We start from the raw sequence: 14,266 nt of genomic DNA on the forward strand, positions 1-14,266 counted from the left end.
GAGCGGGCGACGTCGTCACGGGCAGGACGCGAACGACGGCACCGCGCTCAGCCCTCCTGGGCCTCGGTTCCCGCCGCCTGCATCTCGAGGGACAGCGCCCGCACCTTGGGAGTGATCTCATCGGCCGGGACGCAACCGTCCACGTTCTCCAGCGGCTCGTCCGCCGGGGGCACCGCGTCGACGTCGACGGGCTTGTCATACTTCTCGCCGATGAGCAGGTCGACCCTGGTGCCGTTGCGGTCGTCCATGACCATGCGGATCGACGGGAACTGTGCCGCGAGCGTGTACGCGTGGACGATGCCCTTGGCCCCGAAGCGGAGCTCGGAGACCTCGAGCCGTTGGCTCTCGGGCATCGTGCCCAGTTCCAGGACGGTGAAGCCGCGGCTCACGAGCACGTCCTCGAAGGCTTTCGCGACGCCCTGGCTGTCCGACGCGTTCAGCGAGTTCACCTCGACCTCGGCGTACGGCAGGGGCAGGGCGCCGTCGGGCTGTCCTTCCACCTCCGGGAGGCACGGCGCGGGAACCTCTTCCTGCTGCGAGACACCGACCACCGTGAACTCGCGCTGGAACGGACCGACGAGGGAACCCGTGTACATCGCCAGCGCGAAGATGCCGGCGACGGCGAGGAAGGCGATGATCACGCCGAAGACGACAGCTTGGCGCTCGTGCTGACGACGACGCCGGGCGACGCGCGCCTCGTCGTAGGAAGGGTCTGTCACGCTATGAACCTAACCGATCGTGAGGACGCGCGCGTGCAGCACCGGGCGCTGCTGCAGCGCCGCGCGCACCGCACGATGGAGCCCGTCCTCGAGGTAGAGGGTGCCCTCGTACTCGACCACGTGGGCGAACAGATCGCCGTAGAACGTGGAGTCCTCCGCAAGGAGTGTCTCCAGGTCCAGCGTCCGCTTGGTGGTCACCAACTCGTCGAGGCGGACCTGACGGGGAGGGACGTCGACCCAGTCCCGGGTGCGCGTGCGCCCGTGGTCGGGGTAGGGACGGCCGCCCCCGACGGCCTTGAAGATCATGGCTGAAATCCTAGAGTTCGACGACGGTCATAGCGGCGGAACAGCCTATCGAAACGGTCACATCACGCAAAGTCCGTGGTGTATACACAGCTTCTTCTCGGGCAGCTCGTCGGACGTTCGCCCCGGAGGACACCCGACGACGCCGTCGTGGGCGCGCTCAGGTGGGCGGCGCGCCCACGACAGGCGTCGGGCATCGTGCGTCAGACCGCGGGGATGTCCCGCCGCCGGAAGCCGATGAACGCGAGAGCGAACAGGACGACGACGGCGAGCCCGAGGCCGATCACGTGCGAGGCCTCCGGGCTCTCGGCGAACGGCTCCGGGAGCCAGTACAGCGGGTTGGCGTAGTTCGCCTCCTCGGGGAGGTTCTCCAGAAGCGCTCCGAACATCCCGATCCCGAACGAGTACGCGAGCAGGATCCAGGCCAGCCCGGCGTGCTGCGGGAACCACGCGTACATGGTCGCGGTGAACCCGAGGAAACAGAGCACGGCCGGAATGTACGGCCAGAGCACTTCGGTGTAGTCGCCGAACGAGAAGAAGTCCTCGCCCGCTGCCGCCCCGCCGGCCCACATCGAGTAGACCGTGACGACCGCCAGGACCACGGTCCCGATCCCGGCCACGAGCAGCTGGGCCCCGTACCAGGTGGAGCGCGCCACAGGCCGGGCGAGCACGAGCTCGGCGCGCCCGGCGGACTCCTCGGCCTTCCCGCGACCGCCCATGACGATCGCGTACGCGGCGACGCACAGCATCCCGTACAGCAGCATGATGCCGAGGAACGCCGCGGTGAACCCTTCGGGGTCGTCACCGAAGAGCGCCCCGATCATCGGGTTGCTCTCGACCATGTCGCTCATCAGGCCGCTGATGTCCGGGAGCATCGTGCCGCTGGCGAACCACAGGAGCCCCAGGCCCAGGGCACTCCAGAACAGCGCCCAGCGCTGCTGTCGCCAGGCCAGCGCGATCGGTCCGGCCAGTGAGCTCGCCGCCTCCGCCTGCCCGGCGCGTTCCGCGAGCATTCCGCCGCCGAAGTCGCGCCGGGACGCCAGGAACGAGCCCAGGAGGAGCAGGAGCACGATCGCTGTCAGGGAGAGCAGAGCCGGCCACCAGGTGAGGTCGACGAACGGGCGCATCTGCTGGGCCCAGGCGAAGGCCGACACCCAGGACAACGGACTGCCGTGCGTCTCGATCATGTCGCCCGCGGCCCGCGCGAAGAACGCCGCACCGAGCACCGCCATGCTGAGGCCGATCGCGCCCCGACCGTGCGCGGTCAGCTGTGCGAAGACGAACGCGACCAGTCCGAACACCATCGACGCCAGCGCGACGCCGACAGTGAGCCCGAACGAGTCGGCGACGGTCACGTACTCACCGCCCATGGCCACGAGAATGGCGCCGGAGACCACAGCGATGAAGGCGTTCACCAGCGCGAGGGTCGCGATCGCCGCGACAGCAGGTGCGTGCCGGCCGACGGCGTTCGCCCGGACCAGCTCCGACCGGCTCGACTCCTCCTCGGTCCGCGTGTGCCGCACCATGTGCAGGATGCTCATCACCCCGAGAGCGATCACCCACCAGGTGATGCCCTCGTTGGCCACGGCACGCTCCGGGGTGTAGTCCTCGACGCCGTACCCGGGGCCACCCATCGCGATTCCGCTGGGAGTCTCCATGAGCGCCGCCCGGCCGGCCATCGCCTCGGCGTCGAACGTGCCGAGCGCTGCCATGAAGTACAGGTAGAACGCCACGATGCTGAACGTCCACCAGAAGATTCGCACCCGGTCCCGGCGCAGGATGAACCGGACCATCCGCCCGGTCCCCGTCAGGGTGGAACCGAATCGGGCGGTCCCGACGTCAGGTACCGCCGTCCCGGCCGGGGGCGCTGCCACGGCGCTCATCGCACGCCCGCCTTCTTGGCCGCCCGGCGGGCGGCCCTCCGTGCCGCCCGGTCCGCCGGAGGCTCGTCGCCGGCCGCCTCGTCGGCCACGACCTCGTCGGCCTCGATGACGTCGCCGTAGTGCCGCATGAACAGTTCCTCCAGCGACGGCGGCGTGACCGTGATGCTCTGCACGTCGAGGGCGGTCACGGCCTTGAGGACGTCGGCGATGTCCGCGTTGTCGGCGTCGAAGGCGATTCGGGTGCCGCCGTCGTGCGCCATGACCTGGAGGCCGTTCACGGCTCCGAGTCCGGCGAGTACCGCCGGGTCCTCGCCCACCACCGCGGTCACGTTCGACCGTGTGAGGTGCCGCAGCTCGTCGAGCGTCCCGTGTTCGACGGCGGTGCCGTTGCGGATGATGGTGACGGTGTCACACACCTTCTCGACCTCGCTGAGGATGTGGCTGGACAGCAGCACGGACCGGCCCGCGTCCTTGGCCTCGCGCACGTAGTCCGTGAACACGGACTCCATGAGCGGGTCGAGGCCGGCCGTGGGCTCGTCCAGGATGTAGAGCTCGGCGTCGGACAGGAAGGCCGCCACGAGCGCGACCTTCTGCCGGTTGCCCTTCGAGTAGGTCCGGGCCTTCTTGCGCGGGTCGAGCTCGAAGCGCTCGAGGAGTTCTGCCCTGCGTGCGCGCAGCGCTCTCGTGTCGGCGCCGCCCCGCAGGCGGGTGAGGTAGTCGATGCACTCCCCGCCGGTGAGGTTCGGCCACAGGCTGACGTCGCCGGGCACGTAGGTGATGTGCTTGTGCAGTTCGACCGCGTCGCGCCAGACGTCGCGACCGAACATGCGGGCGACGCCGGCGTCGGACCGCAGCAGGCCCAGCAGGACACGGATGGTGGTGGACTTGCCGGCGCCGTTGGGGCCCAGGAAGCCGGCGACCTCGCCGGTGCGGACCGTCAGGTCGAGGCCGTCGAGGGCCTTCACCGAGCCGAAGGACTTGTCGAGTCCCGCGATCTCGATCGCGGGCACGCCGGAGGAAGTAGTGGTCATCTGATGCTCGCTCTCTGGTTGTCATGACCAGTGCACGGAAAGGGGGCCGCGGTACCGGCTCCGCGGTACGGCGGTGTCCGGGGCGACGGCGAGCGTGGCGCGGTAGCGCTCCTACCCGGCCGTCGCTTCTCCCGGCGGATCGGTGACGTACATGAGGTAGTCGTCGAGCATGCGGCGGGTGGTGAGGAAGCCTTCGGTGTACAGCTCCAGCATGGGCAGGTAGCTCTGCTCCATGAACCGGTTGAGGACGGCGAGAAGGTCGGAGGGGTCCGCAGGCGGGTCCAGGGTCATCTCGAGCAGGAGGGCCCCCAGCGCGGAGACCGTCATGTAGCGCGCTCGAGCTGCCTCGTCACGGCTGGCCACGGCGAGGCCGGAGGCGACGGCGTGCCGGGTGTACTCCGCGGCGTCACCGATCATGTGGTCGATGAACTCCCGGGCGAGGGTGCTGCCGTCCTGCATGGACCGAAGGACGTAGCCGAGAAGGGCTGCGTTGTCCTCAGCGGTCGCGAACGCCTGCAGGAAGCTGCCGCCTTCGGCCGCGTGCTCGATGTTCTCGTTCTTCAGCTCGCGGATCTGGGCGAGGACGTGCGCGTCGCACGCCTCGCGCAGTGCGTCCTTCGAGCCGAAGTGGTGCATCACCAGGCCGGGACTGACTCCTGCGTCCTTGGCGATCGCACGGACCGAGGCGCCGAAGCCGTTGGTGGCGAAGCGAAGCACCGCGGCGTCACGGATGCGCGCCCGCGCGGTCTGGTCCGCGACGGGCGTCCGCTCCCGCCCTGCTGGGCGACCCTGGGCTGAACGCACGTTCAACATGCTACACACGCGTTCAGTCCCGGGGAAGGCTATTTGCGCAGACGCTCCACCAGGCGCATGCCGTGGTAGATGACGAGGGCTGACGCCGTACCCAGGGCGATGCCCTCGAACCGCAGGTCCCCGGCTGCCCACGTGTAGTTCGCGATGCCCACCACCAGCGGTACGGCCGCGGTGGTCAGGTTGACCGGGTCGGAGAAGTCCACCCGGTTCTGGACCCAGATCCGCGCGCCGAGCACGCCGATCATCCCGTAGAGCAGCGTCGTGACTCCGCCGAGAACCCCGCCGGGCACGGAGTTGATCACGGCGCCGAACTTCGGCGACAGGCTGAGCACCAGCGCACCGGCCGCGGCGACCCAGTAGGCCGCCGTGGAGTAGACGCGCGTCGCGGCCATGACACCGATGTTCTCGGCGTACGTCGTCGTGCCGGAGCCTCCGCCGAGGCCTGCGAACGCCGTCGCGAGACCGTCGGCGAACAGGGCACGGCCGGTGACTCCATCGAGGTTCCTGCCGGTCATCGCAGCGACGGACTTCACGTGACCCACGTTCTCCGCCACGAGCACGAGCACCACCGGGACGAACAGACCGAGCGCAGCCGGATCGAACGACGGCGCCGTGAACGTCGGCAGGCCGAACCAGGCCGCCTCGCCGATCGGCGTGAGGTCCACCTCGCCGCGCGCCGCCGCGAACGCGTAGCCCACCGCGACGCCGAGCAGGATCGACAACCGGCCGAGGATCCCCTTGAACAGCACCGAGATGAGGATCACCGCCGCCAGCGTCACGACGGCGGTCGGTGGTGAGGCCTGGAAGCCCGAGCAGGCACCGCCCTCGTCACAGGTGCCCCACGCGGCCGGGGCGAGGTTCAGCCCGATCAGCGCCACGATCACGCCCGTCACCACCGGCGGCATGACGGTGTCGATCCAGCGCGCCCCCGCCAGGTGCACCACCGCACCCACCGCCGCCAGCAGCAGGCCGGTCACGAGGATGCCCCCGACGGCGACGGACTGGCCGCCGGACGCCGTCGCGGCCGTGATCGGCGCGATGAAGGCGAAGCTGGAACCCAGGTAGCTCGGCAGCCGGTTCCCCGTGATCAGCAGGAAGCCGGCCGTACCGATCGCCGAGAAGAACAGCGTGGTGGCGGGGTCGAACCCGGTCAGCACGGGCACCAGGAAGGTGGCGCCGAACATCGCCACCACGTGCTGCAGCCCGATACCGATCGTCCGCGGCCAGGTCAGCCGTTCACCGGGCGCCACGGCCTCACCCGGCGCGATCCGCGCGCCGTCACCGTGCACCGTCCAACCGATCTTCATGCCAGGCCCCGATCTCGTCGCTCGTGTACCGAGCGGAGAGTAGTGCACCCGGCACGCGCGGCGGTCACGGCGACGGGCGCGCCCCGCTCCCTCAGCCGAGCTGAGGCCGCACCTCGCGGGCGACGAGGTCGAGGTGGTCCAGGTCGTGCAGGTCCAGGACCTGGAGATACACCCGCGTCACGCCGGCCTTCTCCAGTCCGCGGAGCCGGTCGGCCGCCTCGCCGACCGTGCCGGCGATCCCGTGTTCCCGCAGTTCGGCGGGTTCCCGGCCGATCGCCGCGGCCCGCTTCGCGAACTCGGCCTCGTCCTTGCCCACGGCCACCACGAGCGCGGCGGACTGGACCAGGGAGTCCGCGCTCCGGCCGGCGTCGGACAGCGCCTGCTCGATGACCTTGATCCGCGGGCCGATCGTGTCGATCTCCGGGAACGCCTGGTTGTACTCGTCGGCGAACCGGGCGGCGAGCGCCGGAGTCCGCCTGGGTCCCCCGCCACCGACGATCACGGGGACGCGGGCCTGTGCCGGCTTGGGCAGGGCGGGCGAGTCCGTGAGCGTGTAGTGCTCACCGGCGTGCGAGAACGTCTCGCCCTCCGGCGTGTTCCACAGCCCGGTCACGACGGCGAGCTGCTCCTCGAGCATGCCGAACCGCTTGTCGGGGAACGGGATCCCGTAGGCGGCGTGCTCGGCAGCGAACCAGCCGGTGCCGAGGCCGAGCTCGACCCGGCCGCCCGACATCTGGTCCACCTGCGCGACCTGGATGGCGAGTACACCGGGGTGGCGGAACGTCGCGGACGAGACGAGCGTGCCGAGCCGGACGGTCGTCGTCTCGCGCGCCAGGCCGGCGAGCGTCGTCCAGGCGTCGGTGGGGCCGGGAAGACCGTCACTGCCCATGGCGAGGTAGTGGTCGGAGCGGAAGAAGGCGCTGAAGCCGAGTTCCTCGGTGGCCTTGGCGACGGCGAGCTGGTCGTCGTACGAGGCGCCCTGCTGGGGTTCGGTGAAGATGCGGAGATCGAGACTCATGCCCCCCACAATGTCACCGGTGCGGGAAACCTTCCGACGGGACGTCAGTCGAAGTCCAGCGACCCCGACCGGGTCCGCTTCAGTTCGAAGAAGTCCGGGTAGGAGGCCAGGGCCACCGCACCGTCGAACAGGCGCACCGCCTCCTCACCGCGAGGGATCGACTGGAGGACGGGGCCGAAGAACGCGACGCCGTCCACGTGGATGGTGGGCGTGCCGACGTCCTCTCCCACCGGTTTCATGCCGGCCTCGTGCGACGCGGCGAGCGCGTCGTCGTACGCGTCGGATTCGGCGGCGGCCGCGAGCTCCGCGGGAAGCCCGGCCTCGGCGAGGGCGTCGGGAATGACGGCGCCGAAGTCCTTGTCGCGCCCGTTGTGGATACGGGTGCCCGCGGCGCCGTAGAAGGCCGCGAACGCGTCGGCGCCGTGGTCGGTCTGCACCGCGCAGGCGACGCGTCCGATGCCGCGCGAACTGTCCATGAGTGCCCGGTAGTCGGCGGAGATGTCACGGTCCTTGTTGAGCAGGTAGAGGCTCATCAGCTTGAGCGTGAGCTCGACATCGCGGTGCCGGGCGACCTCGAGCGCCCAGCGGGAGGTGATCCAGGCGAACGGACAGACGGGGTCGACGTACACGTCGACGACGGGTGCGGGGGTCGTGGTGGTCTCGGTCATGCACCCGACCCTATGCCGACTGTCCGGCGACGCCGGGCCCGGTGTGGGCGGCCCTCCGCTACGGTGAGCACCATGCGATGGTCGAGCCTGTTCACGGTCCTGGGTGGCGGCGCGGTGGCCGTCGCCGGGCTGCTCGGTCTCCTGTCAGGGCATCCGTGGTCCGCCCTTCCGCTCGTCCTGGGCATCGCCGTCGCGCTCCGGGAGGTGCGCTATCTCCAGCGGCTCCGTACCGGCAGGATCCGGGAGCGGTAACCTGCCCTGCATGACAGCGGTCCGACCTCATACGCATGCCCAGGCGGTCGACGCCGCGGTCGACCTCTTCACCCGGCAGGGCTACGAGAAGACCACCGTCGAGGAGATCGCCGACGCCGCCCAGGTCAGCCGGGCGACGTTCTTCCGCAGGTACCGCTCGAAGGAAGATGTCGTCTTCGCCGACCACGAGCTTCTTCTCGAAGAGGTGGTCGTCATGCTGGCCGCCACCCGTCCGGAGGCGCGTGCGAGCGAGGAGGCCGGGGGCGACGTCGGGCACGGCTGGGACCCGGAGGCGGGCCCGTACCTCGAGGTGTGCCGGGCGGCGCGCATGGTGTTCGACCACCACGTGGGACAGCGCGAGACGTCGCTCGCGCGGTACGAGCTGCTGCAGCAGGTCCCGGCACTGCGCGACCGCGAACTGGTCACCACGCACCGCTACGAGCGCGCGTTCACGCAGTACCTGCGCGACACCCTGCCGCCGGACCGGTCGAACACGACGGCGTCGATCGCGTTCGCGGCGTCGGTGGTGGCGGTGCACAACGCCATCCTGCGGCGCTGGCTGCGCAACCCGTCGCTCGACCTGCGCCCCGACCTGGAGGAGGCGTTCGCCGACCTGCGCCGCGCCGTCGTGGTGAGCAAGGGTGGTCCGTCACCGGAGGCGGATGCGGGGCCTCGGCGGCGCATCGTGGTGACGGTTCTCGACGGCGGGACCCCGCCGGACGACGTCGCCCGGGCGGTCCGCGACGCCCTGGGCTAGCTCGGCCGCCGGTGCTCGCGCGCCCGGCGGACGGGGCCGGAGGGGCGTTCACGCCGATTCGCGGAGCACCAGTTCCGTGGGCAGGATGACCGCCGGCTCGACGCTCTCCCCCGACGCGAGTCTGAGCACCTGCTGAGCCAGCATCCGGCCGGTCTCGTGGATCGGCTGCCGTACGGTGGTCAGCGGTGGTTCCGTGGAGCGGGCCGCCGTGGCGTCGTCGAACCCGACGACGGCGACGTCCTCCGGCACCCGGCGGCGCTCGCGGCGGAGCGTGCGCAGGGCGCCCTCGGCCATGAGGTCGGAGGCCACGAAGACGGCGTCGATGGCGGGCTCGTCGTCGAGGAGCCGCCGCATGGCGGTCGTCCCGGACTCGCGGGTGAAGTCGCCGATCTCCACGAGGGACCGCATGCCGGCCGCGGCGACCGCGCCGCGGTACCCGGCGAGCCGGTCGATCCCGGCGACCATGTCCTGTGGGCCGGCGATGGTCGCGATGCGCTTGCGTCCCTGGGCCAGCAGGTGTTCGACGGCGGCACGGACACCGCCCACGTGGTCGACGTCGATGTAGGGGATCACGCCGCCCGAGAGCGGGCGGCCGCTCGCGACCGCCGGCACGCCCATCGCGGCGAGCTCGGACGGGAAGGGATCGGCCCCGTGGAGTGAGGCGAGGATGACGCCGTCCACGGTCCGGGCGCGCAGGTAGCGCGTGATCCGGCCGTGGTTCGCGGGTGTCGAGGCGAGCAGGAGGACGAGCTGCTTGTCGGCGGCGTCGAGCTCCTGCCCGATACCCCGCAGGATGCCGGTGAAGAAGGCGTCGTCGGAGAACATGCGCGCCGCCGGCTCCGGCACGACGAGGGCGATCGAGTCCGTGCGGCGCGAGACGAGGCTGCGCGCCGCCGGGTTGGGCACGTAGCCGAGCTGTTCGACGGCCCGGTCGACGGCCTCCCGCACTCCCGGGGTCACGCCCTCGGAGCCGTTGATCACGCGGGACACCGTCGCGCGGGAGACACCGGCCAGGCGTGCCACCGTCTCGAGGGTGGGCCGTGCGGTCCGCGTGTCGCGCATGACTCTCCTCCAGGGTCAGGGACGGGTCCGGTTCCTCGGAGTGTAAGACCCGCGGACCGCCCCCTCCGCCGCTTCGGCGGTCCGTCCGGCACCTCGTGAGAACGATCCCGGGCGGGTCCCGGGCGGCGTGCGATCCTTCTCGCATGGACGTGATCCGCTGGCTGTTCGACGCCACCTTCAGCATCGGTGACCAGCAGCTGCTGTGGCGCGAGGTGATCGGGAACGCCTTCGGACTGGCGTCCGCGCTCGGCGGGATGCGCCGGAAGGTCTGGGCCTGGCCGGTCGGCATCGTCGGGAACGTGCTGCTGTTCACCGTCTTCCTGGGCTCGTGGTTCGGCGAGACCTCCCGGGCCGACATGCTGGGCCAGGCGGGCCGTCAGGTCATGTTCATCGCCGTGTCCGTCTACGGCTGGTACCGCTGGCGCGAGACGCGCCGCCGTGCCGCGGACGTCCGTGCGGACGGCAAGGTCCCCGCGGACGACGGCGCCGCCGTGCACCCGCGCTGGGCGTCGTGGCCCGCACGCCTCGGACTGGTCGCGGCGCTGGCCGGCGGCACGCTCCTGCTGACCCCGCTGTTCCGGGCGCTCGGCTCGTTCGAGCCCGTCTGGGCCGACGCCTGGATCTTCATGGGTTCGCTGCTGGCCACCTACGGCATGGCGAAGGGCTGGGTCGAGTTCTGGCTGATCTGGGTCGCGGTGGACATCGTCGGCGTGCCGCTGCTGCTGAGCGCCGGGTACTGGGCGACGGCGGCGATGTATGTGTTCTACGGAGGGTTCACGCTGGTGGGTTTCTTCGTCTGGTGGCGGGTCCAGCGGAGGGAGCAGGCGGCCGCCGCCGCGTGAGACGCCGTATCGCTTGACGTGAGATTCGGTACCGGAGCACGATGGTGAGCATGACTCAGACTCCCGGGGTGACGGCGCCCGCATACGACCTGTCCCAGCCGCTCGACATCGACTTCGCCGGGGCGTTCGCCGACGCCACCGAGGAGGAGCGTGCCCACCAGCACAAGGTCCGCCGGTTCGTGCAGGAGGAGGTCCTGCCGGTCATCGCCGACCACTGGGAGCGGTACGAGATCCCGATGGACCTCGTCAAGCGCCTCGCCGAGCTCGACCTGCTGCGTGACGGCGTGGACGTGCCCGGCCTCCCGCACGTCACGCCGTACGCCGAGGGCCTGGCCGCGATGGAGATGTCGCGCGGCGACGGCTCCGTGGCCACGATCTGCGGGGTGCAGGGCGGGCTCGCCCTCCAGTCGATCGTGATGCTCGGCTCCGACGAGCAGATCGAGAAGTATGCCGGCCCGATGGCACGCGGGGAGATCCTCGGCGCGTTCGGCCTCACCGAGCCGACGCACGGCTCGGACTCGGTCGCCCTGGAGACGACGGCGGTCGCCACCACCCGCGACGGCGTCGAGGGCTACGTCATCAACGGCGAGAAGAAGTGGATCGGCCTCGGCTCGACGGGCGACATCACGGTCGTGTGGGCCCGTGGCGAGGACGGGCAGGTCCACGGCTACATCGTCCCGCAGGACAGCCCTGGCTACGAGGCCACCACCATCCGGGGCAAGGTCTCGCTGCGAGCGATCCACCAGGCGCACATCGTCCTGAACGACGTGTTCGTCCCCGCGGAGAACCTGCTGCCGAAGGCACGGTCGTTCAAGGACACCGGCCGCGTGCTGTTCGCGACGCGCCTGGGCGTCGCGTGGTCCGCCGTCGGGCACGCCATCGCCTGCTACGAGTCCGCGGTGGCGTACTCGAAGCAGCGCGTGCAGTTCGGGAGGCCGCTGGCCGCGAGCCAGATGGTCCAGGAGCGCCTGGCACAGATGCTGTCGACCCTCACGCAGATCCAGCTGCTGGTGAAGCAGATGACACGGCTGGCCGAGTCCGGCGAGCTCACCGGCCCCCAGGCGTCGATCGCGAAGTACTCCTGCACGCGCGGCGCCCGCCAGATCGCGCAGATCGCCCGCGACATGCTCGGCGGCAACGGCATCCTGCTGGAGAACCGCGTGGCACGCCACTTCGCCGACATCGAGGCCCTGCACACCTACGAGGGCACCGAGAGCATGCAGGCGCTCATCATCGGCCGCGAGATCACCGGCGTGAGCGCGTTCGCCTGACGCCCGCGGGCGGTCGCGGCCGCGCTGGGCCCGGCCGCGACCGCCCGACCGATGCTCACCCGCCGTGCATCACGGCTCCGGCTCTCCGGCGGCGCACGAGTCCGACGATCACGTCGACGACGACGAACGCGGCCAGCGTGTAGCCGACCAGCGGGAAGAAGAGGCCGATCGCCACCCCGGCGCCGGCCACGGCGAGCAGCCCCCACCACGGCGCGTCACGAAGGACGCCCCGGCGGGGCGGCGGCCCGCCCACCGCACGAGACGTCGTCGGGCGCCGCGTCCACCACATGCGGTAACCGAGCACGACCATCGTGGCGATCCCGGACGCGACGAGGAACAGCACCACCTGGTTGGCCACACCGAAGTGACTGCCCATGTGCAGGTCGATGCCCCACCGGGCGAGCTTGGCCCCGACCGGGAACTCGGAGAAGTCGGTCCGGTCCACGACCGCCAGGGTGGCGCCGTCGATCGCGACCCCGTCGACCTCGGTGGGATGGCTGCGCTGGATCTCCTGGACCACCCAGGCGGACCCGGGCTCCGCCGGTGGGCGGATCTCGACCAGCCCGGTGTCGACGTTGACCGCCTGAGCGGCCGCGAGGACGTCGTCGAACGTGGCGACGTCCGGCAGAGCCGTCCCGTCAGCCGCTCCGACGGGCGACTCCCCCGGCCCGCTCCCCGCAGCGTGCCCGGAGTGGTCCCCGGTGTGCCCGCCGTCCTCGTCGCCGCCGCTGCCGGACGCACCGCCGTGCTCCGCGTGGTCGCCCCCGGCCGGGTCCCCCGCACCGGAGGACCCCGCCTCACCGGCGTCGACGACCGTGTTCAGTGCCGGTGTCCCCCACCCGATCGCGGCACGCAGATCTCCCACGTTGGCCCCCGCGTACTGCGACCACGTGATTCCGGTCGCCGACAGGAACAACGCGCCGAGCAGGACCCAGAGACCGAGTGAGGCATGCGCCGAGAACAGGCGACGGTACCCGGTACGCCGCAACGCCGGACGGAGCAGGTCCCGCCGGGCACGCACCCGGCGGAAGTGGGCGATCCACAGGCCGATCCCGGCGAGCGCGACGATCCCGAGCCACGAGGCCGCGAGCTCGCTGTAGAGACGACCGGGATCGCCGAGGTGGAGATTCCGGTGCAGCTGATCCACCCAGGTGCGCAACGGAAGCGCCCCGCTGGTGCCGTAGACCGTGAGGTCGCCGCGGATGTCGCCGCTCCCGGGATCGACGAACACCGCCCGGGACTCACTGGACCCGAGGCCCGGCTCGGTGAACATGACGCGCGTCGTGTCACCGGGCTCCGGAGCGGGCCGAACCGCCGACAGGTCGGCGTCCGCGTCCTGGCCCCGCCCGGCGAGGTACTCCCGGGCCGCCGCGACCTGCTCGGTCAGGGACGGCGCCGCCGCGCCGGGCCCCCCGGCGCCGGCCGACGGTCCGTCGACCGGGACGTGGAGCTCCCGGTCGTAGACGACCTGCTCGATGCTCGGCGTCAGTGCGTAGAGCGCCCCGCTGAGCGCCGCGACCAGGACGAATGGGCCGACGAGCAGGCCGGCGTAGAAGTGCAGGCGCAGCAGCAGCGGCCGCAGCCAGCCGCGCTTCGCGGGGTCGGGCCCCCGCGGCGGAGGGGACTGCCGCGACCCGCTCGCGGGCACGCCGGAGACGGTGGTGGTCATGGGTTCCTCTTTTCGGACGAGAAGGACGGTGGGGCTGATCAGGCGCACGGCGACGCCGGTGGCCCCCGCCTCCTACGGACCGAGAGGTGCGGATCATGGTGCCTGCGCCGGTCCGCCCGGACAGGCATCGCGACGGCCACCACGGGGGCCGGCAGAAGCACGGCCGCCACGACGCCGAGGCGCCGGCGAACCCAGGACACCGCCTCCCCCGCCAGTTCCCGCAGCCGCAGCAGAAGACGTTCACCGCGGTACAGGGCGACGACCGTGACGGCTGCCGCGACCAGGTGCCAGAGCCACATGGTGAGGTCCGCCGACGGCTCGCCGTGCGCATGGCGCACCCCGTCGGCACCGTGCCCGCCGTCGTACCGGCCGGACGTCGCCGGGGCTCCCGCGGCGAACAGCGCGTGGAACAACGCCTGGCTCAGCGCCACCGACACCGCCAGACGCCACGGCGACAGGTGGCGCCCGGCCAGCACCGCGCACACGAGCAGCGACAGCGCCCACGGGACGACGATCCCGTACCAGGCGGGAACCGCACCCCCGCCGAGCAGGTGCGACAGCAGCGCGGCCAGGGTCGCCACCGACCCCGCCACGGCGCCCCGTACGGTGCGCATCGTTCCCCCTCTCCCGGGCGGATCCTCCCGCCGGACACGTCACGCGTCGACGCGCAC

Annotated in this window: 15 protein-coding genes; 4 read left to right on the forward strand and 11 right to left on the reverse strand. The window is 71.4% G+C overall.

Features of this window, described 5'->3' with window-relative positions; genetic code table 11:
* Positions 1-47 precede the first annotated feature (47 nt).
* The 8 genes from J0911_RS18785 to J0911_RS18820 all read right to left on the reverse strand — a co-directional run bounded on the left by J0911_RS18785 (position 48) and on the right by J0911_RS18820 (position 7,742).
* Positions 48-719: a LytR C-terminal domain-containing protein gene (locus J0911_RS18785; protein WP_207277017.1), complete on the reverse strand. Its 672-nt coding sequence runs from the start codon at positions 717-719 to the stop codon at positions 48-50.
* Positions 720-728: 9 nt separating this feature from the next.
* The gene (locus tag J0911_RS18790) at positions 729-1,025 is read right to left on the reverse strand and encodes a type II toxin-antitoxin system VapB family antitoxin (RefSeq protein WP_192861665.1); all 297 of its coding nucleotides are present in this window, start codon (positions 1,023-1,025) and stop codon (positions 729-731) included.
* A 200-nt stretch (positions 1,026-1,225) separates the two neighbouring features.
* Entirely contained in the window at positions 1,226-2,905 is a 1,680-nt protein-coding gene (locus tag J0911_RS18795; RefSeq protein WP_207277018.1) for an ABC transporter permease, read from the reverse strand.
* Complete coding sequence (locus J0911_RS18800) at positions 2,902-3,936, reverse strand: ABC transporter ATP-binding protein (RefSeq protein WP_207277019.1); 1,035 nt, start codon at positions 3,934-3,936, stop codon at positions 2,902-2,904. Before J0911_RS18800 ends, J0911_RS18795 begins: the two co-directional genes overlap by 4 nt.
* Positions 3,937-4,047: 111 nt before the next feature.
* A complete protein-coding gene (locus tag J0911_RS18805) occupies positions 4,048-4,749 on the reverse strand; it encodes a TetR/AcrR family transcriptional regulator (protein ID WP_207277020.1) in 702 nt (233 codons plus the stop codon).
* 29 nt (positions 4,750-4,778) lie between these two features.
* Positions 4,779-6,056: a uracil-xanthine permease family protein gene (locus J0911_RS18810; RefSeq protein WP_207277021.1), complete on the reverse strand. Its 1,278-nt coding sequence runs from the start codon at positions 6,054-6,056 to the stop codon at positions 4,779-4,781.
* 91 nt (positions 6,057-6,147) lie between these two features.
* Positions 6,148-7,074, reverse strand: a complete 927-nt coding sequence (locus tag J0911_RS18815) for an LLM class F420-dependent oxidoreductase (RefSeq protein ID WP_207277022.1) — start codon at positions 7,072-7,074, stop codon at positions 6,148-6,150.
* Between the two features lie 44 nt (positions 7,075-7,118).
* Positions 7,119-7,742 carry a mycothiol-dependent nitroreductase Rv2466c family protein gene (locus J0911_RS18820; protein ID WP_207277023.1) on the reverse strand — a complete coding sequence of 208 codons (624 nt, stop codon included), beginning with the start codon at positions 7,740-7,742 and terminating at the stop codon, positions 7,119-7,121.
* A gap of 72 nt (positions 7,743-7,814) precedes the next feature.
* Here J0911_RS18820 and J0911_RS18825 point away from each other — a divergent pair, with 72 nt between their 5' ends.
* Positions 7,815-7,994 carry a hypothetical protein gene (locus J0911_RS18825; protein WP_207277024.1) on the forward strand — a complete coding sequence of 60 codons (180 nt, stop codon included), beginning with the start codon at positions 7,815-7,817 and terminating at the stop codon, positions 7,992-7,994.
* A 10-nt stretch (positions 7,995-8,004) separates the two neighbouring features.
* Entirely contained in the window at positions 8,005-8,751 is a 747-nt protein-coding gene (locus J0911_RS18830; protein ID WP_207277025.1) for a TetR/AcrR family transcriptional regulator, read from the forward strand.
* A gap of 48 nt (positions 8,752-8,799) precedes the next feature.
* Here J0911_RS18830 and J0911_RS18835 read toward each other — a convergent pair whose 3' ends face one another.
* Complete coding sequence (locus J0911_RS18835; protein WP_207277026.1) at positions 8,800-9,813, reverse strand: LacI family DNA-binding transcriptional regulator; 1,014 nt, start codon at positions 9,811-9,813, stop codon at positions 8,800-8,802.
* Positions 9,814-9,956: 143 nt separating this feature from the next.
* Between J0911_RS18835 and pnuC the strand changes: the two genes are divergently transcribed.
* Both pnuC and J0911_RS18845 read left to right on the forward strand, forming a co-directional pair.
* Complete coding sequence (gene pnuC, locus J0911_RS18840) at positions 9,957-10,655, forward strand: nicotinamide riboside transporter PnuC (protein WP_207277027.1); 699 nt, start codon at positions 9,957-9,959, stop codon at positions 10,653-10,655.
* Positions 10,656-10,705: 50 nt separating this feature from the next.
* Positions 10,706-11,926: an acyl-CoA dehydrogenase family protein gene (locus J0911_RS18845; RefSeq protein WP_207277028.1), complete on the forward strand. Its 1,221-nt coding sequence runs from the start codon at positions 10,706-10,708 to the stop codon at positions 11,924-11,926.
* 55 nt (positions 11,927-11,981) lie between these two features.
* On the opposite strand, the gene J0911_RS18850 is transcribed toward J0911_RS18845, so the two are convergent.
* Together J0911_RS18850 and J0911_RS18855 are read right to left on the reverse strand one after the other, a co-directional pair.
* The gene (locus tag J0911_RS18850) at positions 11,982-13,595 is read right to left on the reverse strand and encodes a PepSY-associated TM helix domain-containing protein (protein WP_207277029.1); all 1,614 of its coding nucleotides are present in this window, start codon (positions 13,593-13,595) and stop codon (positions 11,982-11,984) included.
* Between the two features lie 38 nt (positions 13,596-13,633).
* On the reverse strand, positions 13,634-14,209 hold the full coding sequence (locus J0911_RS18855; protein WP_207277030.1) for a hypothetical protein: 576 nt from the start codon (positions 14,207-14,209) through the stop codon (positions 13,634-13,636).
* Between the last annotated feature and the right edge of the window lie 57 nt (positions 14,210-14,266).

This window comes from Myceligenerans salitolerans (assembly GCF_017349295.1).
GTDB classification, from domain to species: Bacteria; Actinomycetota; Actinomycetes; order Actinomycetales; family Cellulomonadaceae; genus Myceligenerans; species Myceligenerans salitolerans.